The sequence below is a fragment of the Streptomyces sp. NRRL F-5123 genome (assembly GCF_000721495.1).
Lineage (GTDB): Bacteria > Actinomycetota > Actinomycetes > Streptomycetales > Streptomycetaceae > Actinacidiphila.
In genome coordinates this window covers 120,596-142,679 of sequence record NZ_JOHY01000001.1, presented here as the reverse complement: position 1 = coordinate 142,679, position 22,084 = coordinate 120,596, and the positions used below count along the sequence as shown (strand labels likewise).

19 protein-coding genes are annotated in these 22,084 nt (G+C 73.0%); 9 read left to right on the top strand and 10 right to left on the bottom strand.

What is annotated here, in order from left to right; all coding sequences use genetic code 11:
• Window positions 1–45 precede the first annotated feature (45 nt).
• The 3 genes from IH54_RS0100630 (at window position 46) to metE (ending at window position 4,524) form a co-directional block, all read left to right on the top strand.
• Window positions 46–867: a class I SAM-dependent methyltransferase gene (locus tag IH54_RS0100630; protein WP_031512040.1), complete on the top strand. Its 822-nt coding sequence runs from the start codon at window positions 46–48 to the stop codon at window positions 865–867.
• Window positions 868–1,034: 167 nt separating this feature from the next.
• Entirely contained in the window at window positions 1,035–1,862 is an 828-nt protein-coding gene (locus tag IH54_RS0100625) for an alpha/beta fold hydrolase (RefSeq protein ID WP_031512039.1), read from the top strand.
• Between the two features lie 322 nt (window positions 1,863–2,184).
• Window positions 2,185–4,524: a 5-methyltetrahydropteroyltriglutamate--homocysteine S-methyltransferase gene (gene metE / locus IH54_RS0100620; RefSeq protein ID WP_031512037.1), complete on the top strand. Its 2,340-nt coding sequence runs from the start codon at window positions 2,185–2,187 to the stop codon at window positions 4,522–4,524.
• A gap of 40 nt (window positions 4,525–4,564) precedes the next feature.
• Here metE and yicI read toward each other — a convergent pair whose 3' ends face one another.
• Together yicI and IH54_RS0100610 are read right to left on the bottom strand one after the other, a co-directional pair.
• Window positions 4,565–6,871, bottom strand: coding sequence for an alpha-xylosidase (gene yicI / locus IH54_RS0100615; RefSeq protein ID WP_031512036.1), 2,307 nt, complete (start codon window positions 6,869–6,871; stop codon window positions 4,565–4,567).
• A gap of 219 nt (window positions 6,872–7,090) precedes the next feature.
• Complete coding sequence (locus tag IH54_RS0100610; protein ID WP_031512034.1) at window positions 7,091–8,167, bottom strand: LacI family DNA-binding transcriptional regulator; 1,077 nt, start codon at window positions 8,165–8,167, stop codon at window positions 7,091–7,093.
• Between the two features lie 360 nt (window positions 8,168–8,527).
• Here IH54_RS0100610 and IH54_RS0100605 point away from each other — a divergent pair, with 360 nt between their 5' ends.
• Window positions 8,528–9,241, top strand: coding sequence for a glycoside hydrolase family 12 protein (locus IH54_RS0100605; protein WP_031512033.1), 714 nt, complete (start codon window positions 8,528–8,530; stop codon window positions 9,239–9,241).
• A gap of 72 nt (window positions 9,242–9,313) precedes the next feature.
• On the opposite strand, the gene IH54_RS0100600 is transcribed toward IH54_RS0100605, so the two are convergent.
• From IH54_RS0100600 to IH54_RS0100570, 7 genes are all read right to left on the bottom strand, one after another.
• Window positions 9,314–10,621 carry an aspartate aminotransferase family protein gene (locus IH54_RS0100600; protein WP_052396908.1) on the bottom strand — a complete coding sequence of 436 codons (1,308 nt, stop codon included), beginning with the start codon at window positions 10,619–10,621 and terminating at the stop codon, window positions 9,314–9,316.
• A gap of 33 nt (window positions 10,622–10,654) precedes the next feature.
• Window positions 10,655–11,668: a ketoacyl-ACP synthase III family protein gene (locus IH54_RS0100595; protein WP_031512031.1), complete on the bottom strand. Its 1,014-nt coding sequence runs from the start codon at window positions 11,666–11,668 to the stop codon at window positions 10,655–10,657.
• A 68-nt stretch (window positions 11,669–11,736) separates the two neighbouring features.
• Window positions 11,737–13,305 (bottom strand): amino acid adenylation domain-containing protein, encoded by a 1,569-nt coding sequence (locus IH54_RS0100590; RefSeq protein ID WP_031512030.1) that lies wholly within the window; start codon window positions 13,303–13,305, stop codon window positions 11,737–11,739.
• A complete protein-coding gene (locus IH54_RS0100585; RefSeq protein ID WP_052396907.1) occupies window positions 13,298–14,056 on the bottom strand; it encodes a thioesterase II family protein in 759 nt (252 codons plus the stop codon). Before IH54_RS0100585 ends, IH54_RS0100590 begins: the two co-directional genes overlap by 8 nt.
• 11 nt (window positions 14,057–14,067) lie before the next feature.
• On the bottom strand, window positions 14,068–14,343 hold the full coding sequence (locus tag IH54_RS46025) for a phosphopantetheine-binding protein (protein WP_031512027.1): 276 nt from the start codon (window positions 14,341–14,343) through the stop codon (window positions 14,068–14,070).
• 11 nt (window positions 14,344–14,354) lie between these two features.
• A complete protein-coding gene (locus IH54_RS0100575; protein ID WP_031512026.1) occupies window positions 14,355–15,299 on the bottom strand; it encodes a chlorinating enzyme in 945 nt (314 codons plus the stop codon).
• Window positions 15,300–15,605: 306 nt separating this feature from the next.
• On the bottom strand, window positions 15,606–16,634 hold the full coding sequence (locus IH54_RS0100570; protein ID WP_031512025.1) for a LacI family DNA-binding transcriptional regulator: 1,029 nt from the start codon (window positions 16,632–16,634) through the stop codon (window positions 15,606–15,608).
• Window positions 16,635–16,823: 189 nt separating this feature from the next.
• Between IH54_RS0100570 and IH54_RS0100565 the strand changes: the two genes are divergently transcribed.
• The 3 genes from IH54_RS0100565 to IH54_RS0100555 all read left to right on the top strand — a co-directional run bounded on the left by IH54_RS0100565 (window position 16,824) and on the right by IH54_RS0100555 (window position 19,126).
• A complete protein-coding gene (locus tag IH54_RS0100565; protein WP_031512023.1) occupies window positions 16,824–17,006 on the top strand; it encodes a hypothetical protein in 183 nt (60 codons plus the stop codon).
• Between the two features lie 101 nt (window positions 17,007–17,107).
• Window positions 17,108–17,281 (top strand): hypothetical protein, encoded by a 174-nt coding sequence (locus IH54_RS45215; protein ID WP_159011582.1) that lies wholly within the window; start codon window positions 17,108–17,110, stop codon window positions 17,279–17,281.
• Between the two features lie 498 nt (window positions 17,282–17,779).
• Window positions 17,780–19,126 carry a ricin-type beta-trefoil lectin domain protein gene (locus IH54_RS0100555; protein ID WP_063762153.1) on the top strand — a complete coding sequence of 449 codons (1,347 nt, stop codon included), beginning with the start codon at window positions 17,780–17,782 and terminating at the stop codon, window positions 19,124–19,126.
• Window positions 19,127–19,220: 94 nt separating this feature from the next.
• Here IH54_RS0100555 and IH54_RS0100550 read toward each other — a convergent pair whose 3' ends face one another.
• Window positions 19,221–19,871, bottom strand: coding sequence for a TetR/AcrR family transcriptional regulator (locus tag IH54_RS0100550; protein WP_031512021.1), 651 nt, complete (start codon window positions 19,869–19,871; stop codon window positions 19,221–19,223).
• 49 nt (window positions 19,872–19,920) lie between these two features.
• Between IH54_RS0100550 and IH54_RS46475 the strand changes: the two genes are divergently transcribed.
• Both IH54_RS46475 and IH54_RS0100540 read left to right on the top strand, forming a co-directional pair.
• On the top strand, window positions 19,921–20,235 hold the full coding sequence (locus IH54_RS46475; protein ID WP_324607729.1) for a response regulator transcription factor: 315 nt from the start codon (window positions 19,921–19,923) through the stop codon (window positions 20,233–20,235).
• A 473-nt stretch (window positions 20,236–20,708) separates the two neighbouring features.
• Entirely contained in the window at window positions 20,709–22,043 is a 1,335-nt protein-coding gene (locus IH54_RS0100540) for a helix-turn-helix domain-containing protein (RefSeq protein WP_324607728.1), read from the top strand.
• The last annotated feature ends 41 nt before the right edge of the window (window positions 22,044–22,084 follow it).

The window sequence follows — 22,084 nt, the reverse complement described above, 5'->3', positions numbered from 1 at the left end:
GCGAAACCCGGCGCCGTCGCCCCCGCCCCGTGAAGAGGTCCCGCCGTGCCCGCTCCCCCGTCCGGCAGCTCCTCCGGCAGCGGACGCTACGGCGAGGACGCCTTCCCGCCCGGACGGTCCGGGGAGGGCGAGCGCATCGACTACGGCGCCCTCGCCTACGACGACGTCACGCTCGCCCACCTGCGCGCCCTCGGCGCCGGCCCGGGCTGGCGCTGCCTCGACGCGGGCGCCGGTACGGGTACGGTCGCGCGCCGGCTGCTGGCCGACGCCGGGGTGGACGGCGTGCTCGCCGTGGACCGCGACGTGCGCTTCCTCGCCGCCCGCCCGGTGCCCGGCCTCGACGTACTGGAGGCCGACGTCACCGCGGCCCCGGACGCGATTCCCGGCTCCTTCCGTCTGGTGCACGCGCGGTTCCTGCTGATGCACCTGCCCGAGCGCGAGCGCATGGTCCGGCGGCTGGCCGAGCTCGTCGAGCCCGGCGGCGTCCTGGTCCTCGGCGACGCGGTCGACCTCACGTGCGACCGGGCGCCCGCGTCCCCGTACACGGCGGCGATGCGGGCGATGTGGCAGGGCCTGGAGGCCGCCATCGGGACGGACGTGTCCTGGGTGCCGTCGTACCCGGCGCTGCTGCGGGCGGCCGGGCTGGAGTCCGTCGGCGCCGGGATCCACGTGCCGCCGCTGCTGCCGGGCAGCGCGATCAGCCGCTTCTGGGCCGACACCTGGCAGCGCAGCCGCCCGGCCATGCTCGCCACCGGCCTGATCGACGAGGCGGGCCTGGACGCGGCCCTGCGCTACCTCGACGCCCCGGAGTGCGCCGCGCTCTCGGCGGGCCTGCTCACCGCCTGGGGCCGCAGACCCCGGCGGTAGCCGCGGGGCCGTTGCGCCGCTCACGTTGCGGTTACTGGAGACAGGCGCAGCATGGGAGGAGCGGCAGCCGGCGGCGGGAACGAGGGGCGGGGCGCGCCGGGCCCGCGAGGCGCCGCGACGCGCGCGGCGCGCGGGGGAACGCGAGCGAGCGACGAGAGGAAGTCTCCATGCCCTTCGTGACGACGCGGGACGGGGTCGAGATCTTCTACAAGGACTGGGGCCGCGGCCGGCCGGTGGTCTTCATCCACGGCTGGCCGCTCAGCGGCGACGCGTGGCAGGACCAGCTCAAGGCGGTTGCCGACGCGGGCTTCCGGGGCATCGCGCACGACCGGCGCGGCCACGGGCGGTCGACGCCGGTCTTCGACGGCTACGACTTCGACACCTTCGCCGACGACCTGAACGACCTGCTGACCTCGCTGGACCTGCGGGACGTCACACTCGTCGCCCACTCGATGGGCGGCGGCGAGCTGGCCCGCTACATCGGCCGGCACGGCACCGGGCGGGTCCGCTCGGCGGTGCTGCTCTCGGCGATCCCGCCCCTGATGCTCCAGGGGCCGGACAATCCCGAGGGGGTGCCGCAGAAGGTCTTCGACGAGATCAAGGCGGGCATCGTCGCCGAGCGCTCGCAGTTCTGGAAGGACACCTCGGAGGGGTTCTTCGGGGCGAATCGCGAGGGCAGCAGGGCCACCCAGGGCAACCGGGACGCCTTCTGGCTGATGGCGATGGACGAGACCATCGAGGGCGGCGTGGCCTGCGTGGACGCCTTCGCGGCGACCGATTTCCACGCGGATCTCGCCGAGTTCGACATCCCGACGCTGGTCGTGCACGGCGACGACGACCAGGTCGTGCCCTTCGCGGCGACCGGCGCCAAGACGGCGGAGCTGGTCAAGGACGCCGAGCTGAAGGTCTACGAGGGCGGCTCGCACGGCATCGCGCTGGTGCCGGGCGACAAGGAGCGCTTCAACAAGGACCTGCTGGAGTTCCTGGCGAAGTGACTCCGCCCTCACCGGGCGCCGGGCCCGCACGGGCCGGCGGGGCCCACCGCGGCACGGCGCCGTTCCGGGACGCGCGCAACGGCATCCCGGAGCGCCCGCGGCGTTCTACGCTGGGTGGCACAACCTGTTCGCCCTACCCGCCGGGCAGGCGCGTCGCAGGAGGGAACCCGCTGGGATTCCGGGAGTGCCCCGCAGCGCCGAGTGGGAACGACCGCCTTCGTACGCACTGCTGGGGTATTCCCCGCGCGTCCGGCTGCGCCGCCCTTCACGCTCCCGTCCCGTCGCCGGGATCTCGGGGATCCGTCTCGTGAAGGAGATCTCCGTGACCACCAAGCCCGCAGACGCGGCGGCACGGGCCACCGTGTACGGCTACCCCCGCCAGGGACCCGACCGGGAACTGAAGAAGGCCGTCGAGGGCTACTGGAAGGGCCGCGTCACCGCCGGCGCGCTGCGCGGCACCGCGGCCGAGCTGCGCCGGGCGAACTGGCGGCAGTTGGCCGGGGCCGGCATCGACGAGGTGCCCACCGGCGACTTCTCGCTCTACGACCACGTCCTCGACACCAGCGTCATGGTCGGCGCGATCCCCGCACGGCACCGCGCCGCGGTGGCCGCGGACCCGCTCGACGGCTACTTCGCGATGGCCCGCGGCACCAGGGACGTCGCGCCGCTGGAGATGACGAAGTGGTTCGACACCAACTACCACTACCTGGTGCCCGAGCTGGGGCCCGACACGGTCTTCGCCCCCGATCCCGTCAAGCAGCTCGTCGAGCTTGCCGAGGCCCTGGCGCTGGGCCTGACCCCGCGGCCGGTGCTCGTCGGCCCCGTCACGTACCTGCTGCTGGCCAAGCCCGCGCCGGGCGCGCCCGCGGACTTCGAGCCGCTGAGCCTGCTGGACCGGCTGCTGCCCGTCTACGCCGCCGTGCTCGCCGGCCTGCGCGCCGCGGGCGCCGAGTGGGTGCAGCTCGACGAGCCCGCGCTCGTCCAGGACCGGGACGCCGCCGAACTCGACGCCGCCGCCCGCGCCTACCACATGCTCGGCTCCCTGGCGGAGCGGCCGAAGCTGCTGGTGGCCTCCTACTTCGACCGGCTCGGCGAGGCCCTGCCGGTGCTGGCCGAGGCCCCCGTCGAAGGACTGGCGCTGGACTTCACCGGCCCGGCCGCCGGCAACCTCGACGACCTCGCGGCGGTCGGCGGGCTGCCCGGCAAGCGGCTCGTGGCGGGCGTCGTCGACGGCCGCAACATCTGGGCCGCCGACCTGCGCAAGGCGCTCGCCACCCTCGGCACCCTGCTGGGGCCGGCCGACCGGGTCGACGTCGCCGCGTCCTGCTCGCTGCTGCACGTGCCGCTCGACGCCACCGCCGAAACGGACCTCGACCCGCAGGTGCTGCCCTGGCTCGCCTTCGCCCGGCAGAAGACCGCCGAGATCGCCACCCTCGCCGCGGGCCTGTCCCGCGGCGCGGAAGCCGTCGCCGGCGAGCTGGCCGCCAACCGCGCCGCCCTCGACTCGCGCGCGGCCTCCCCGCTCACCCGCGACCCGGCCGTCCGCGCACGGACCGCGGCCGTCACCGACGCCGACGCCCGCCGGGCGCAGCCGTACGCCGAGCGCGCCGCCGCCCAGCGGGCCCGGCTGCGGCTGCCGCTGCTGCCGACCACGACGATCGGCTCCTTCCCGCAGACCGGCGACCTGCGGGCCGCCCGCGCCGACCTGCGGGCCGGGCGCATCGACACCGCCGGCTACGAGGAGCGGATGCGCGACGCCGTCCGCGAGGTCATCGCCTTCCAGGAGCGGACCGGCCTGGACGTCCTCGTGCACGGCGAGCCCGAACGCAACGACATGGTCCAGTACTTCGCCGAGCAGCTCACCGGCTACCTCGCCACCCGGCACGGCTGGGTCCAGTCCTACGGCACCCGCTACGTGCGCCCGCCGATCCTGGCCGGCGACATCTCCCGCCCCGGGCCCATGACGGTCCGCTGGACGTCCTACGCACAGTCGCTCACCGACCGGCCGGTCAAGGGCATGCTCACCGGCCCGGTCACCATGCTGGCCTGGTCCTTCGTCCGCGACGACCAGCCGCTCGGCGACACCGCCCGGCAGGTCGCACTGGCGCTGCGGGACGAGGTGGAGGACCTGGAGGCCGCGGGCACCGCCGTCATCCAGGTGGACGAGCCCGCGCTGCGCGAGACGCTGCCGCTGCGGACCGCCGACCGGCCCGCGTACCTGGCGTGGGCCACCGGAGCGTTCCGGCTCACCACCGGCGGGGTGCGCGCGGACACCCAGGTCCACACGCACATGTGCTACGCCGAGTTCGGCGACATCGTGCAGGCCATCGACGACCTCGACGCCGACGTCATCAGTCTGGAGGCCGCCCGCTCGCACATGCAGGTCGCCCACGAGCTGGCCGCGCACGGCTACCCGCGCGAGGCCGGTCCCGGCGTCTACGACATCCACTCGCCCCGCGTCCCCGGCGCGGACGAGGCGGCCCGGCTGCTGCGCACGGGGCTCGAGGCCATCCCGGCGGAACGGCTGTGGGTCAACCCGGACTGCGGTCTGAAGACCCGCGGCTGGCCGGAGGCCCGCGCGTCGCTGGAGAACCTGGTGGCGGCCGCCCGCGCGGTCCGCGCCGAGCTGGACGACCGGCCCGCGCCCGGCGCCCGGCGTTGAAGCGCTTCAACGGCGGGCGCCGGGCCGGAGCAGCCGTGCGTCAGGCTCGGCGCGCCGCCAGCCTCTGCACCCCGGCCGCGCACCGGTGCAGCGTGCCGAGCGGGTGCGGTTCGCCGTGCCCGGGGGTCTCGACGCCCGCCAGCAGCACGTTCCAGGGCAGGGTGCTGTCGGTCTCGACGACGACCTCGTCGCCGGTGCGGGTGACGGTGAAGGTGACCGGCGCGGCCGAGCCGTCCGGCGCGGGCACCGGCGTCACGGCGGTGGCGCCGTCCGCCGGGGCGTACACCCGCAGGGTCACGCCGTCCGCCCAGTCGGACACCGGCGCGTCCGAGGAGGCCCCGAAGGGGATCACCGCGCCGGGCCGGGCGAGCAGCGGCAGGGTGTCGACCGGGTGCGTCTCACGCCGCCAGCCCGGGCCCTCGACCTGCTCGCCGGTCAGCACACTGGTCCAGGTGCCCGCGGGGACGTAGAACTCCACCGTGCCGTCCGCGCTGAAGACCGGGGCGACCAGCAGGTCGCCGCCCAGCATGTACTGCCGGTCCAGGGTCGCGCAGGCCGGGTCGTCGGGGAACTCCAGCAGCATGGCCCGCATCACCGGCGTGCCCGCGTCCCGGGCCTGCCCGGCCGCGCGGTACAGGTACGGCATGAGCCGGTGCTTGAGGCGGGTGAAAGCCGCGGTGACCGGGACGGCCTGGTCGCCGTACTCCCACGGCACCCGGTAGGACCGGCTGCCGTGCAGTCGGCTGTGCGAGGACAGCAGGCCGAACTGCACCCAGCGGGCGAAGAGTTCGGGCGTCGGGGTGCCCTCGAAGCCGCCGATGTCGTGGCTCCAGAAACCGAAGCCGCCCAGGCCCAGCGACAGCCCGCCGCGCAGCGACTCGGCCATCGCCTCGAAGGTCGACTCGCAGTCGCCGCCCCAGTGCACGGGCATCTGCTGCCCGCCGGCGGTCGCCGAGCGGGCGAAGAGCACCGCCTCGTCCTCGCCGCGCACCTCGCGCAGCAGGTCGAAGACCGTCTCGTTGTAGAGCTGGGTGTAGTAGTTGTGCATCCGCTGCGGGTCGGAGCCGTCGGACCAGACGACGTCCACCGGGATCCGCTCGCCGAAGTCGGTCTTGAAGCAGTCCACGCCCTGGTCCAGCAGGACGCGCAGCTTGTCGGCGTACCAGGCGCGGGCGTCGGGGTCGGTGAAGTCCACCAGGCCCATCCCGGCCTGCCAGTGGTCCCACTGCCACACGCTGCCGTCCGGCCGCCGGACCAGGTAGCCGTTCGCGGCGCCCTCGGCGAACAGCGGGGACTTCTGTGCGATGTAGGGGTTGATCCACACGCAGATCCGCAGGCCCCGCTCCTTGAGTCGGGCCAGCATGCCCTCCGGGTCGGGGAAGACGGCCGGGTCCCAGGTGAAGTCGCACCACTGGTAGGACCGCATCCAGAAGCAGTCGAAGTGGAAGACGCTCAGCGGGATCCCGGCGTCGGCCATGCCCTGGACGAAACCGGTGACCGTGTCCTCGTCGTAGTCCGTGGTGAAGGACGTGGACAGCCACAGGCCGAAGGACCAGGCGGGCGGCAGCGCGGGTCGGCCGGTCAGCGCGGTGTAGCGGGCGAGGATCTCCTTCGGCCCGGGACCGTGGACGACGTAGAACTCCACGGACTGGTCCTCGACGCTGAACTGCGCCTTGCCGACGAGCTCCGAGCCGATCTCGTACGACACCCGGCCGGGGTGGTTGACGAAGACGCCGTAGCCGCGGTTGGTGAGGTAGAAGGGGATGTTCTTGTAGGCCTGCTCGCTGCTGGTGCCGCCGTCCTCCTGCCAGATGTCGACGCTCTGGCCGTTCCTGGTGAACGAGGTGAAGCGCTCGCCGAGGCCGTAGACGTACTCGCCGACGCCCAGGGCCGCCCGGCTGACCATGTGGTGGCGGCCCTCGGCGTCGGTGACGAAGCCGAGGCTCTTCTCGCCGAACGAGGTGAGCTCCGTGCCGCCGGCGCTGAAGCCGAGGTGCCAGGGCTGCTCGGTGTCGATCCGCAGGCTCAGCTCGCCCGAGGTCAGCTCGACCACGGAGTCCTTGCGGACCGCGCTCCCGCACCGCCCCTCACCGGGCAGCGCGAACTCCGGGAGCGCGCGCCTCCCGCCGGCGTGGTGGGTCGACCGCACGCCGATCACGCCCTCGGCGGGGGACCAGCACTCCACCGTCAGCAGCGGGCTGTTGAGGGTGTCGCCGCGGTGGCCGACCGCGCGGACGGCCGCGGACAGCGTGACGCGGTCCTCGGTGACGCTCGCGTCGGCGACCTCGGCCGCGAAGCGGGCGGTGACCCCCGGCCGCAGCAGCCAGTAGCCGTCGGTGAACTTCATGGAGGTCTCCTGCTCTGTCGCTTTGTCGCTCTGTCGCCGGAAGTGGCGGGCGGGCACGGCCGGCCGACCGACTGTCGAATCGATTTCCTGACCGCCCCGGCAAGGTTAGGCACTGCCGGGCGGGGCGACAAGGGCGTACCGGGCAGGACCTGTTGCCCGGCTCGGGCGCGGGGTGGCGGCCGCCGCGGGATGCGGGAGCGGGCCCCGCCGCCGTACGGGTCAGGCCTGCGGCGGGCGCAGCGCGTCGCCGCCCAGGAACTCCGGGGCGAGGAGCACCTGCCGGGCGGCCCCGCCGGGCGCCGCCGCCTGCTCGCGGGAGCGCCCGCGGCCCTTGGCGGGACGGCGCGCGTCGGCGTCCTCGACGGCCAGCTCCACCGCGGTGGAGCCCATCGCGGGCACGGGCAGCTCGATCCGCGGCAGCCGCGCGCACGAGGAGTCCCCCGGCAGCGAGCCGATGACGACGACGGCCAGGTCCTCCGGCACCCGGCGGCCCAGCGCGCCCGCCGCCGCCACGACGTGGCTCCAGGCGGTCGGGTGCTGGACCACCAGGGCGGACGGCGGGCCGGCGGGCCCGGCGGGCAGCCTGCGCAGCAGGCCGGCCGTCTCAGCGGGGTCGTCGACCGCGTGCGCGACGCGGACCGCGGCGCCGGTCTCCCGCCCGCCGCGCCGGGCACCCGCGATCCCGTACAGCGCGGCGCTGCGCCGGGCGCGCACCTCCTCCTCGGCGGAGCCGAGGTAGACGACCTCGCGGTGGCCGGCGAGCGCGAGTTCGCGGACGGCGAGCACGGCGGCCTGCTCCCAGTCGAGGTCGATCCACGGCAGCACGGCCTCGTCCGCCGGGCGCCCGATCAGCGCGGCCGGGAAGTCCAGTTCCCTGACCACCTCGATGCGCGGGTCCTCCAGGTCGACGGCCATGATCACGGCGGCGTCCGCGAGGCCGCTGACCGCCACCCGGCGCAGCCCCGAGGCCTTGTCCCCCGAGGTCGCCAGCAGCAGGTCGTAGCCCAGGCGGTGGGCGGCGTCGGCGGTCTCGATCGCGAACCGGCCGTCCACGGTGTGCCGCCCGCCGGCCGGGCCGCCCGCCCCGCCGCCGCGGGGCAGGGCCAGCGCCACCACGTGGGTGCGCCCGCTGCGCAGCATGCGTGCCCCGGCCCGCGGATGGTAATCGAGCGCCTCGACGGCCTCGCGCACCCGCTGCCGGGTCTCCTCCGTGGTGCTGCGGTCGCCGTTCAGCACGTAGGACACGGTGCTGGGGGCGACGCCCGCGCGCCGCGCGACGTCTCTGATGCTGGCCATCGTCGACCCTCCGGTCCGCCCTGGCCGCCGGTGCCGGGGAGAGCCGTCATCGTAACCACGCCCGGACGGGCCGCTCCCCGCGTGTCGTGGCCAGGGCGTCCGGTGGTGCCGGAGGGGCGGGAATTTCCGGTGCAGCAGGTGTTGCGCTTCGATTATTCGACTGTCATCGTAAGCCGCATCCCCCCAACGGCAGCAGCGGACCTGACACATCGTCCGTCGAAGCGCTTCGAAACCGGCGCCCGGGCAGGCTGATCCCTGCCTGCCCGCCCCCTCTCCCCCCGCATCCCGGATCCCCACACGCGCCGCCCCGCGCTGCGCTCCGCCGGCCGCGGCTGCCCCGGAGTCCAGATTGGAGCCCCCATGCGCACAGCCCTGCGCAAGAAGCCCCGCATGCTCCTGCTCGGCCTGGCCGCCTCCGCGGCAGCCGCGGTCGGGCTGGCCGCCGCCCCCGCGTACGCGGCGGCCTGGTCCTCCAGCGACCAGTGGGCCACCTGGTCCAACGGCGGCTACACCCTCTACAACGACGTCTGGGGCAGCGGCGCCGGCCCGCAGACGATCTGGGCCAACTCGTACAGCAACTGGGGCGTGTGGGCGAACCACCCCAACACCGGCGGCGTGAAGTCCTATCCCAACGCCACCCGCTACGTGGGCAAGAAGCTCAGCGCGCTGCACTCGGTCAGTTCCAGCTTCGACGTGACCGTGCCGTCGAGCGGCGCGTACGAGACGGCGTACGACATCTGGGACACCGGCAACGCCTACGAGATCATGCTCTGGATGAACAGGACCGGCGCGGTCGGCCCGCTCGGCACCTCGCAGGGCAACGTCACCGTCGGCGGCAGCACCTGGACGGTCTACCGGGGCAGCAACGGCGCCAACGCGGTCTACTCCTTCGTCCGCTCGTCCAACACCAGCTCCTCCACCGTGGACGTGCTGGCGGTGCTGAACTGGATCAAGAACACCAAGAAGTGGTTCGGCGACATCACGCTGGGCAACGTCCAGTTCGGCTACGAGATCACGTCCTCCTCCGGCGGCCTGGACTTCACGACGAACTCCTTCTCCGTCTCGTCCTCCTGACGCCCGCACGCACGCAGCGGCGGCCCCGCCGGATCGCTCCGGTGGGGCCGCCGCAGCCTCGTGCGCGACCGGTCAGACGGCCGCCGGACGCAGGGCCGACACGATGCCCGCGAACCGCTCGGCCGCGAACTCCGCCTCCTCCGTGACCATCGTCAGCGGCGGCATGAGCACGACGGTGTCGGGCGTGTAGTGGACCAGCAGGCCCTGCTCCCGGCACGCCCGTTCCAGGTCGCGCCGGTCCGGCATCGACAGCGGGCTGCCGTTGTCGTCCACCAGGTCCAGGCCCACGTACGCGCCGACGGTCCGGATGCCGTTCACGGAGGGCGCCCCCGAGAGCAGGTCGCCGAGCCGGTCGCCGAGGTAAGCGCCCAGCGCCCGGCCGCGTGCCACCAGGTCCTCGGCGGTGTACGCGCGGATCGCCGCGAGGGCGGCGGCGCACGCCACCGGGTGGCCGTCGGTGGTCGACGCGTGCGCGAAGACCGTGCTGCCGGTGTCGAACGCCGCGTGGATCGCGCTTGTCGCGAGCACCGCGCCCAGCGCCGCGTAGCCGGCGGTGATGCCCTTGGCCAGGCACATGATGTCCGGTGACACCCCGGAGATGCCGGCCGCGAACATCTCGCCCATCCGCCCGAAGCCGGTGAAGGCCTCGTCGAAGACGAGCAGGATGCCGTGCCTGGTGCAGTAGTCGCGCGCGGCGCGCAGGTAGGCGGTCGGGAGCGGCTGCCCGTTGCGCCCCTTCACCGGCTCGACGACGAACGCGGCGATGTTCTCCGGCCCCAGCGCGTCGAGCTGCCCGGCCAGTTCGGCGCCGGTGTCGTCGGCGGCCGGCTCCGGGATGTGCCGGAAGCCCTCCGGCATCGGCCCGAAGGTCCAGTGCATGATGCGCTGCCCGCTCGCCGCCATGGCCGCCGTAGGGCTGCCGTGGTAGCTGTCGCGCAGGCCGACGATCAGCCGGCGGTCCCGGTGGCCGGTGTTCCGCTGGTAGGAGCGGGCCATCAGGATCGCGCTCTCGACCGCGGCGCCGCCGGTGTGGCAGAACCGCACCCGGTCCAGGCCGGCGGGGGCGATACGGGTGAGCTCCCGCGCCAGGTCGACGACCACCGGCGCCGGCAGCTCCCACCGCACCATGCAGACGTACGGCAGCTCGCGGGCCTGCCGGCACATCGCGTCCACCACGTCCGCCCGGCCGTAGCCGAGCATCATGTTGCCCACCCCCGCGCGGGCGTCGAGGGCGCGGTTGCCGGCCGCGTCGATCAGCCAGCTGCCCTCCCCCTTGACCCACAGGTCCTGCGGGGTGTTCCGTTCCAGGATCGTGGACGTGGGGACCGTCCCGTGCCACAGGGGGTAGTCGTCGCGGTCCCATGTGCTCGGCGTCGTCATGGCCGTCTCTTCCGGGGTCGGCGGTGCCTGGCGTTACTTGACGGGGGCCTGGACCACGGCGCAGGTGAAGGTGTAGCCGCCGGAACCCTGGACGAGCATGCCGTACTCACCGGGGTTGAGTTCGGCCTCGATGTCCACCAGGTTCGCCAGGAAGTCGCCGGCGCCGAGGCAGCCGGTGGTGCACTCCAGCTGGCGCGGGTGGTCGCCGATGAACTCCTTGACGGCGGGCTTGAACATGCCCTCGCGCATGTTCCGCGTGAGCCGCGGCAGGGCGACCACGCTGATGTCCTCGGGCTTGACGCCCGCCGTGGACAGCGCGCCCATGACCAGCTCGTACATCTTCGGCACGGAGAGCTTGACCATCCGAGCGGCCGAACCGGACTCCCGGAAGACCTTGTTGGCGGACCGCATGTCGATGGGCGCGCCGTGCCCGAGCGGGACGTCGGTGAACTCCGCCTCGCCGCGCATCTGGATCTCCCACTGGGAGTCCGTGACCATGTTCAGCGACAGCAGGTGCAGGGCGTCCTCGCCCTCCCCGGTGCGGCCGAGCACGACCGCGGTGCCCGAGTCCGAGTAGGTCGCGTCGTCGTCACTGCCCCAGCGGTCGAAGCCGGGCAGGCTGAAACGGTCGGCCGCGGTGACGAGGGCCGCGCTCGCGTCGGGATTGGCGACCAGCCAGTTGGACGCGACCTGGAGGGCCACCGCACCGCCGTTGCACAGCTGCTGGACGTTGATGGGCAGCGCGTCGTCGATCCCGGCGTGGTGGGCGACGTAGTGGGCCGGCGACCACATGTCGAAGCCCTGGTGGTAGCTGTGCGAGTGCACCACGCAGCCCACGGAGGCCGGTGCGACACCGCTCTTCTCCAGCGCGCTCCCCGCGGCCGCCACCGCCATCCGGGGCGGCGCCATGTCCGCCGGGGCGACGTGCAGTTCGGAGATGCCGATGCGCTCGATGTCCGCCGCGCTGAGCGCACCCTCGGCCGGGCCCTCCTTGCCTTCCGGAAGCCAGAGGGTCGCCGCCTTGATGCTCAGCCCCGTCGCAGTCACTGTGTCCTCACCCTTCGTTCGTGTTCTTTCAGGCGTTACGTGTCGGTGGTGCCGTCGAGGCGTGTTGGTCAGGCCTGCGCGTGCCGCTGTGCCAGCAGCGCCCGCTTGTCGACCTTGCCGGAGCCCGTCAGGGGGAAGCTCTCGCGCACGTGGATCTCGCCGGGCAGCATGTAGCCGGGGACCTTGCTCCTCAGGTGGTCGGTGCACGCCTTGGGCGTGAAGTCCCCGCCCGCCGGCACGACGAACGCCACCACGACCTTCTCGCCGTCGTCCTTCTCGGCGACGGTGACGAAGGCCTGCTTGACGCCTGGCGCCTCGTTCATGAAGTGCGCGATCTCGCCCAGCTCGATCCGGAATCCGTTGACCTTCACCTGGTCGTCCAGCCGCCCCTGGAAGACGACGTTGCCGTCCTCCCGGACGAAGGCCCGGTCGCCGGTGTGGTAGAGCCGCACCTTCTCGCCGTCGATGTCGTACTCGACGTACTTCTTCTCCGTCAGCTCCGGCATCCCCAGATACCCCGGCGACAGTCCGGGGCCCGCCAGGCACACCTCGCCCAGTTCGCCGGGCGCGCACAGCACGCCGTCCCGGACGACGTACAGGGAGGTGTTCTGGATGGGCAGCCCGATGGGCAGCGCGGACTCGCCCCGCACGGAGTCCCGGACGGGGTAGTAGGTGGCGAACACCGAGCACTCGGTGGGCCCGTAGACGCTGACGACCCGGCCGTCCCCGTAGTACGTGCGGCCCTTCTCGATGTGCCGCAGCGAGTGCGCCTCGCCGCCGGTGAGGATCGTGGCGACGCCGTCGAAGACGGCCGGGGCCTCGTCCACGATCACGTTGAAGAGCGCCGTGGTGACGAAGACCGCGGTGACCCCGTTGTCCTGCACGATCCGCTTGAGCTCCGACAGCCGGACGTAGTCCGACGGGTAGAGCACGCACGTCCCGCCGTGCAGCAGCGTGCCCCAGATCTCGAACTCGGCGGCGTCGAAGGCGACCGCGGCGAGCTGCGGGACGACGGCGTTCTCGTCGAGTGCGACGAAGCGCGAGTTGAACACCAGCCGGACGATGCCCTCGTGGCGGATCGGCACCCCCTTGGGGGATCCGGTCGAGCCCGAGGTGAAGACGATGTAGACGACGGAGTCCTGCGCGACCCGCAGGTCGGGGTCGGGCGCGGCGGTGTCCAGCCCGGCCGGGTCGGCGGAGATCACCCGGGCCTGTGGGAAGCGGGCCGCCATCGGGTCGGGTGCGTCGGTCAGCATCGTGGTGCAGCCCGCCTGCCCGAAGATGCCGGCCAGCCGGTCGTCCGGCCACTTGCGGTCGAAGGGCAGGTAGGTGGCGCCGCACTTGATGATCGCCAGCATGGCGGCGATCATCTCCGGCGAGCGCTTGACGCACATGCCCACGACCTGGCCGGGGTTCACCCCGGCCGCACGCAGCCGCGCGGCCAGGCCGTTGGCCAGTCCGTTGAGTTCGCGGTAGGTGACCTTGCGGTCCTGGTGGACGACCGCGACGGCGTCCGGCCGCCGGGCGGCGGCGGCCTCGAACAGTTCCTTGAGGCTCTCCGCCGGGTAGTCGGCGGCCGTCCCGTTGATCTTCGCATGGACGGCGAGAGCCTCATCCGAAAGGGTGATCTTATCCATTCGAATTCCCCAGACGTGTGTTGACGACTCTTGTGACGTGCTCTGGGTGGCTGTCCACGAAGAAATGTCCGCCAGGAATCTCTACCAACTCGCAGTGCCGCCGGGTGAACCTCTTCCAGCCGCGCATCGTCTGCCAGCTGTCAATAGGGTCGTTCAGGCTGTAGAGCGCGGTGATGGGAACGTCCACGCCGTCCGCGTGGCGGTGGTCCCATATCTCGGCGAGCCGGATCTCGCTGCGCACCGTCGGCAGGAGCAGGCGCAGCAGCCGCTCTTTCTCGAACAGCTCCGCCGGTGTGCCGCCCATTCCCTCGACGGCACCGCGGAAGTCACTTTCCGTCATTTCGTGCATGAAAGGCCGGGCCTGCGGCGAGTCCGGGCTCCGGCAGCCGGAGACGAACAGCCTGCGCGTCATTCCCGGGTACGCGGCCGCGGCCCGGTGGGACAGCTCGTACGCGAGCCGCCCCCCGAAGCTGTGGCCGTAGAAGGCGTGGCGGCGCTCCAGCCGCGGCGACAGCGCCTCGAAGACGTCGTCGACCAGCGGCTGCCACCGCTCGTAGCGGGGCTCCTTGAGGCGCCGGCCCCGGCCGGGCAGGATCACGCACACCAGCTCGACGTCGTCCGCGATCCCGTCGCACCAGTTGCGGAAGGTCTCGGGACTCCCGCCGGCGTAGGGAAAGCAGAACAGCGTGCTGGCGGGTTCCGCCGCCGCGGCCTTGAGGGTCGTCACCCACCTGTCGTCGGTCGCCGCCACGCCCGGGCCTGCTAGTCCGCTACCGCGTCGGCCGGCTTGGCGTTGCGCTGGATGCTGGCCACGATCTCGGTGAGCCGGCTCTCGGTGAACAGCTCGTCCGGCGGCAGCGAGTCGTCGCCGAACTCGCGCTCCGCGCGCTCCATGAGCTTCACCGCGCTCAGCGAGGTGCCGCCGGCCTCGAAGAAGTCGTCCTCGCCGGCCGACACCCGCAGGCCCAGCTGCTTGCACTCGTCGATGACCCACGCCAGCAGCGCGTCCGGTGCCATGCGGTCGTCCGTCTCGCTCATTTTCATCTCTCCTAGTGCACCGGGAATCGGAATCCGTTGACGTTGGTGTCGACGAAGCGGTTGTGGCCGTACTTGTCCTCGCCGGACGTCAGGACGCAGCCGAACTTGTCCAGGCTCGCCCGCGCGCCGAACTCCAGCAGCTCGTCGGAGTACGGGTAGACGCGGACCTGCGTCGGCAGGTAGCGGGAGGCGAAGCCGAGGCGCATCTTGGTGTCGCTGCTGTTCGGGTGCGACGCGTGCATGAGCGTGGACCAGAAGAGGATGAACTGGCCCTGGCGCATGACCTGGGAGACGGCCTTGTCCTCGTCGGGACGCCAGTCGGGGTCCTTCTGCAGCTGCCGGTAGTCGTAGCCGAACAGGCCGCGCTTGACGCCGTCCTTGTCCATCTGGTTGATGATCTCCGGGTTGTACTCCATGATCTTCGACTCGTCGTAGTTCATGGAGGTGTGCGTGCCCGGGATGAACTGGAGGCAGCCGTTCTCCACCGACGCCTCGGTGAAGGCGGTCCAGGCGGTGATCGTGCCGCCGAACTCGGCGTCCTCCGGCCACACGATGTGCGGGTGCTTGGCGCCGTCGACGCTGGAGAAGTTGTCGGCCTGGTGCCAGTCCGTGCCCTCGTCGCCCGGGTACTTCGGGAAGAGCTCGGTGCGCCAGCACAGCGTGTCGGGGCCCAGCAGGCTCGACACCCGGTCGACGATCTCCGGCCGGGTGACGTGCTCGGACAGGAAGTCGACGTCGAGGTGCCGGTCGTAGCTGGCCGCCAGGTTGGTGTTGCCGGACACGGTCTGGCCGTCGGCGTACACGGAGTTGCTGGTCTTCAGCAGCTTCGGCCTGGTCTGCCGGAGATATCCTTCCATTTCCTCTTCGCTGTAGAGGTCGAATGGACCGATATAACCGTCGCGGGCGAACTGCTCGAGCTCTTCGGCACTCAGCGCGAACGTTTTCGTACGAGCCATGTTTTCTCCCCGATCCTATATCGCACCCCAAGACGGCACTTGAAGCGGCATAAAGGCTGGATAATTCGGCCGCCGGCAACCCGCGGAGCAGCGCCGGAAAACTGGACGAAGAACTGAATGCGACGTTAGCTGCGGAATACGTCGATCGACAACCCCTATCCGGAGCGCGGCAACCCCTATCCGGCCAGGTGAACCGGCAGGGGTATGCGGTACGGGGGGAGCCGCGCGGGGGCGGGCGGGGCCCGCCGGAAGTTTTATGCGGAAGGCGTTACGGCAACGGCACCGGCACCGCGATCGGGGCCCGGCTCATGCGGGGTGCGGCACCGGCCCTGTGGACTCGCGGACGACGAGGGGGGTGGCGAGTTCGACGTGGAGGGTGTCGACGGCGTGGCCGGCCACCAGGCGCATCAGCAGGGAGACGGCCATCCGGCCCATCTCCTCCAGCGGCTGGCGGGCGGTGGTGAGGGTCGGGGTGACGCTGTCGCTCAGCTCGCTGTCGTCGAAGCCGGTCACGGAGAGGTCCTCGGGGACCCGCAGTCCGAGGCTCCTGGCGGCGCGGAGCGTGCCCGCGGCGGTCTTGTCGTTGAAGGCGACGATCGCGGTGGGCGGCTGCGGGTGCGCCAGCAGGGAGAGGGCGGCGCGACTGCCCTCGTCGGCGGTGGGCTCGGTGACGTTCCGGATCAGCTCGTGGTCGGGCAGAACGCCGATCTCGGCGAGTGCGGAGGCGTATCCGACGAGCCGGTTGTTGCTGGCGAGCCAGTCGCCGGGGCCGCCGAGGAAGCCGATCCGGCGGTGGCCGAGGCCGGTGAGGTGGCCGGTGAGGCGGCGGGCGCCGGCGGCGTGCGCGGCGGACACCGAGGCGACGTCCTCGGGGAGTTCGGCGCGCGGGTCGATCACCACCAGCGGGTAGTGCTGGGCGTGCAGCGTCCGGAGGTCCTCGGTGGGGCTGGGCGGCAGGACGAGGACGGCGCCCGCGAAGCCGGGGCGGCGGGGCAGTTCGAGCAGCGAGCTGCGGCTGCCCGGCGCACTGCCGCCGGCCTGGACGACCGCCTGGCGGCCGTGCAGGCCGAGCGTCTCGATGACGGACGTGACGATCGTGCCGAAGTAGTCGGTCAGCTTGTACGGGCAGGACACGAAGACCGGGAGCACGGCCGCCTCCGGGGTGCCGGGCACGGCCACTCCGCCCAGCCGCCGTTCGGCCTGCCGGACCATCTCCTGCGTGGCGGGCGCTACCGCGTCCCGCCCGTTGATCACCCGGGAGACGGTGGCGACCGAGACGCCGGCCTCGTCGGCGATGGCCCGGATGGTGACCCGTGACCCCGGCCGCCTACCCAACCGGGACAGAGCTCCGCTTCATGGCGCGGCAGTCTATAGCAGCCGCTGACGCGCCGCCGCGGCCGTCGTCCCGCCCGGGAACGGGACGCCCACCGCTGGCCAACACCCGTGCCCGGGGCGGTGGCCGGCTCACTGCCGAATCACGGGGGCGTCAGTGGCTGCCGCGTTTGCCGCAGGCATTGACTTGTCATGCGTCCGCCGGTCCGATCCCTCCGCGACATCGGGCACCTGCCGTTCCTGGCCGAGGACGACGTCCTCGGCCAGGAGGACTTCGGCCTGGAGCACTTCTCCATCCAGCGCGGCATCGACCGGGACAACAAGTCGACCGGGGCCGGGTCGCGGCGACGGACACGTGGCCCGACCGGCCGGTGACGGTGGACACCACCGACCCGCGGCTTCAGCGTGCGCGACGGGCTGTACGGCATCGGGCAGTTCGCGAAGTACCTCACGCCGGCCGACACCGGTGGAGTCCAGTGCCGCCGAGAACGGCGTGGGCAACGTCGTCCTCCGCCGGGCGGGGCCGCTGGACGGTGGTGCTCGGCAACTCCGCGGACACCGCGGAGCGGGTGACGCTCCGGGTGGGCCGCACGTCCTTCACCGCCGGCGTGCCCGCGCTCGCCTACGCGACGTACTGCCGGACCGTCTGACGCCGCACGGCGGCGTACCCCGGCACGACACGGCAACCGGCACGGCAGCCGTCGCCGAAGCCGACACGGCAGGGGTCGCGGCAGCGGTACGACGGCAGTACGGCAGCACGACGCGGCAGGTATGCGGCAGTGCCGCCTCCACCACTGCCGCGGTCACGTCAGCCCACCGCCCGCCCCGCCTTCCCACGCCGCGCGCCCCGCCGGGGTGCGCGGCCGACCGCGGGCGGCACGCGTCCGCCGCGTCCCCTGAGCCCTCCCGTAGGAACTCGGCTTCAACTCCTGTACGGACAAAGGCTTCCAGCGAGGGGTCCCGGCCGTCGTGACCGCTCAACCTGAACGCACAGGTCAGCGCATCCGGCGGGATGGATGCGAGTGGTGACGGCCTCAATTGCCAGTAAAGCTTCCTGACAGAAGCCTTGACGCGGTGTCACCGCGACCCGCAAACTCCGGTCTGCTCGGCCGAGAACACCCCACCCCCCGGCCCCCATGGAGCACATCATGCGCGTCAAACACTGCATCGCCACCGCAGCAGCACTGGGCCTCGCCGCCACCGGCGCCGTCATCAGCGGTGCGGGCAGCGCCCAGGCGGCGGGCCCGGCACTGCCGGCCCATTTCGCCGCCCCCTACCTCCAGATCGACGGCAACACCGCCAACGACATGGCGGCGGACATGAACGCCACCGGGCTGAAGAACTACACGCTCGCCTTCCTGATCCCCCGGTCCGGCTGCACCCCGTACTGGGAGGCGAGCGGCGAGGGCATCGGCGCCTACGCCTCGCAGATCAGCGCGCTCCAGGCGGCGGGCGGCAACGTGATCATCTCCTCCGGCGGCGCCGAGGGCGGCGAGCTGGCCCAGACCTGCACCTCGGTCTCCTCGCTGACGGCGGCCTACGCCAACATCGTCAACACCTACGGCGTCAACCGGCTCGACTTCGACATCGAGGGCGGCACCCTCGGCGACACCGCCGCCAACCAGCGCCGCAACCAGGCGCTCGCCGCCCTCCAGGCGCAGAACCCGGCGGTCCAGGTCGCCTACACCCTCGCGGTCGACCCGGGCGGGCTGCCCTCCCAGGAGTACAACGTGCTCAGCGACGCCAAAAGCAAGGGCGTCAATGTCGGCGCCGTCAACATCATGACGATGGACTTCGGCAACGGGCAGAACGCGCTCAACGACGCCCTGTCCGCGGCGCGCGGCACCGCGAGCCAGCTCGCCGGCCTGTACGGCATATCGACGACGGCCGCGTACAACCGCCTCGGCCTGACCCCGATCGCCGGGCAGAACGACGACAGCGAGTACTTCTCGCAGTCCGACGCCCAGACGCTGGAGAGCTTCGCCGCCACCAACGGCGTGCAGGAGCTGTCCTTCTGGGAGGTCGACTACTACGACAAGCCGACCGGCTACGCGTACTCGCGGATCTTCAACCAGATCACCGGCGGCAGCACCACCCCGCCGCCGAGCGGCGGCACCGGCCAGATCACCGGTTACGGCGGCAAGTGCGTGGACGTCGCGGGCGCCAGTTCGGCAAACGGCGCGGCCGTCCAGCTCTACGACTGCAACGGCACCGGCGCCCAGCAGTGGACGGTCGGTTCGGACAGGACGCTCAAGGCGCTCGGCAAGTGCATGGACGTGGCGTCCGCCGGCACCGCCGACGGCACGCAGGTGCAGCTCTACGACTGCAACGGGACGGCGGCGCAGTCCTGGCAGAAGCAGTCCAACGGCGAGCTGGTCAACACCGGCTCGGGCAAGTGCCTGGACGCCACCGGGCCGAGTTCCGCCAACGGCACCCGGCTGCAGATCTGGACCTGCTTCAACAGCTCCAACCAGCACTGGACGCTGCCTTCCTGACCCGCACCGCCCCTCCCCGTTCCGGCCCCCGCGCGCCCCGCGGGGGCCGGAACGTCCGCGTTTCCGGGCGCCGGCGTCCCGGGACGGCACGTGGTCACGCGACGTCCGGCGGCGGGTCACTGAAGGCGCCCGCGGCCGCGGCCACCGCGGCGGCCGTCGCGGCGCGGTCGGCCAGCCCCGGGTCCGGGGGCATGCGCAGGAGCACCAGGTGGTGGTAGAGCGGCGCGGTGGCGGCGACGAGCAGATGCCGGGCATGGGTGCGCGCGGGGATCTCGCCGCGCTCGGCGGCGCGGTGCACGAGGATCTCGAAGCGGGCGTAGCGGTCGTCCCAGAAGCGCTGCAGTGCGCGGGAGGCCTGCTCGGAGCGGAAGGAGGCGGCGATCAGGGCCGCGGTGACCGGCGGCTCGCCGGTCAGGACCGTCTGGATCTGCTGGTTGAGGGCGGCGAGGTCGCCCCGCAGCGAACCGGTGTTCTCCGGCTGCCAGTCGGCGCCGGCCGCGGCGTCGACGACGTCGGCGAGCAGACCGCCGATGTCCCGCCACCGGCGGTAGACCGTCGTACGGTGGACACCGGCACGGGCCGCAACGGCGTCCACGGTGAGGGTGTCGTAGCCGGACTCCACCAGCTCCAGGAGCACCGCCTCGATCACCTGTAAGCGGATACGCCGGGTGCGGCCGCCCGGCCGGCGCCGGGCCCCCGCGGGACCTGCGGCTTCCGATTCACTTGCTGGGCGCACATGTGTCATGACGCTATGTTAATACAACCGATGTCGCGATAAGCCGGTGCCAACTGGCGTGAACACGCACACAATGGCCGGTCCGCCCCGCCCGCCCCACCCGGCCGCCTGGCACCGTGGGCCGATCACGACCATACGTGCGCCGATCGCCGACGACCAGGAAATGGTGCGGCGCGGGCTGCGGCCGGCCCTGGAGAACCAGCCCGACGTCACCGTCGCGGGCGAGGCCGCGAACGGGGTCGCGACGCCGGCGCCGGCCTGCGAACTGCGGCCGGACACGGCCCTGGTGGACGTCCGGATGCCCGGACCGGACGGGCCGCAGGTGACCCGGCGGCTCGCGGGCGGCCCCGAGGGCGTGCGCCGCGCCCGGTGACGATCTCCCCGCCGGGGACGCGGCGGCGGAGGGCGGGCAGCGGATCGGGGAGCCGCGGGGCTCGCGGCGCTGCTCCTGCTGCCGTGGTGGGGCCGGCAGGGCTGCGGCGAGGGCGGGTTCGGCAGCGCCGGCGTTCGTCCGGTCGCGGGGGCGGCCGGGCAGGAACCGCGGGACGATCGCGTCCTGCGGCTTCGGCACCGCGAGGTGCGTGACCGCGGTCCCCGCGAGCAGCCCGGACAGCAGCCGGGCGGAGCGGACGGACACCGCGGCCCCCCGGGTGGGCGGCGCCGACGCGGGCTACCGACTACCCGTCGGCATTACCACGCGACCGACACCTCCGGTACTGCCGGGCGGAAACGTCCCCGCCGGTGGCGGAATTCATTCGTCCGAAGTGCCCCCGAGAGGGGTCATGAAGAGGGTAATCTGACGATATCTCATACCGTCGCAGTACCGACCCGGGGGGAAGCGGGCAGGTGGTGCAGCGCGCAGTCGGCCACGGCCGTACGGAGCAAGAGTCGGAGCAGGAAGCGGAGCCAGGGGTGGGGAAAGGGTCGGGGGAAGGGCCGGAGCACGGGGCACGGCACGAGGCGGGACCGAGGGCGCAGCCGGAGCCGCGGTTCGGGGAGGAGCTGCGCCGGCTGCGCGAGGCGGCCGGCATGTCCTTGCGCACGCTCGCCCGCGAGACGCAGTGCAGCCCGGCGCACATCAGCCGGATCGAGCGCGGCCTGCGGCAGCCGGGCCACGGCGTCGCCCGGCTGTGCGACCGCGCGGTGGACGCCCGCGGACGGCTGCTCGCGCTGCTGCCGGGCGACGGTACGGAGCCCGCGGGCGGCGGCTCACAGGGCGCGGACGACGTACCGGACGACTCGGCCGGCCCCGTCCCGTGGGTGCCGGACCCGCGCGACTCCGCCGCCGTCGCCGCGGCGTTCGGGGCCGCCGCCTGGCATCTGCGGGTGCTGGGGCGGCAGGTGCCCGCGCACGTCGTGCTGCCCAGCGTCGCCGAGCAGGCCCGCTCGCTGCGGGACATCGCCCTCGCCGGGCACACCCTCGACCGCACCCTGCTCAGGCTGGCCGCGCACACCGCGGAGTTCGCCGGCTGGATGGCCCAGGAGAGCGGGCGCCCCGCGGAGGCGGCACGCTGGACCGCGGAAGCGGGCCGGCTCGCCTCCCTCGGCAGATTCCACGACCTGCGCGCCTACAGCAGGGTGCGGCAGGCCGAGCTGGCGATGTACGCGGGCAGCGCGGAGACCGTGGTCGAGCTGTGCGAACGCGTGCGGCACACCCGTGAGTACGGCGTGCGGGTCCGCGCCTTCGCCGCCCAGCGCGCCGCCCAGGGCCACGCCATGCGCGGCGAGGTCGTCGCCGCCATGCGGGCGCTGGAGCAGGCCCGCGAGCTGTGGTCGGCGCAGCCGGACGAGCGGCCCGACGCCCTGCTCATCGGCTCCGCCGCCATCGGCGACCCCGGGCAGCTCGTGACGGGCTGGTGCTGGACCGACCTCGGGCGTCCCCGGCTGGCCGCCGAGCTGCTGCACTCCGCGCTGGGCCCCGCGCATCGGGTGGAGGGCCGCCGGATCCGCGCGCTGTTCGGGGCCAGGGCCGCGCGGGCGCTGGCGGAGGGCGGCGAGCTGCAGGAGGCGGTCGAGCTGGGCCGCCGCGCACTGCGGGCCACGTCCGCCACCCACTCCGCGACCGCCCGCGGTGAACTGCGCCTGCTCGCCCTGTCCTTGGAGCGTGCCCCCCGTCACCGCCCGGCCACCGACCTGGTGCGGGCGATCCGCGCGCTGCCCGGACCCGGCGACACTCCGTAGCCGGGTCTCCGCGGCCTACGCGCTTCCCCACGCGTTCGGTG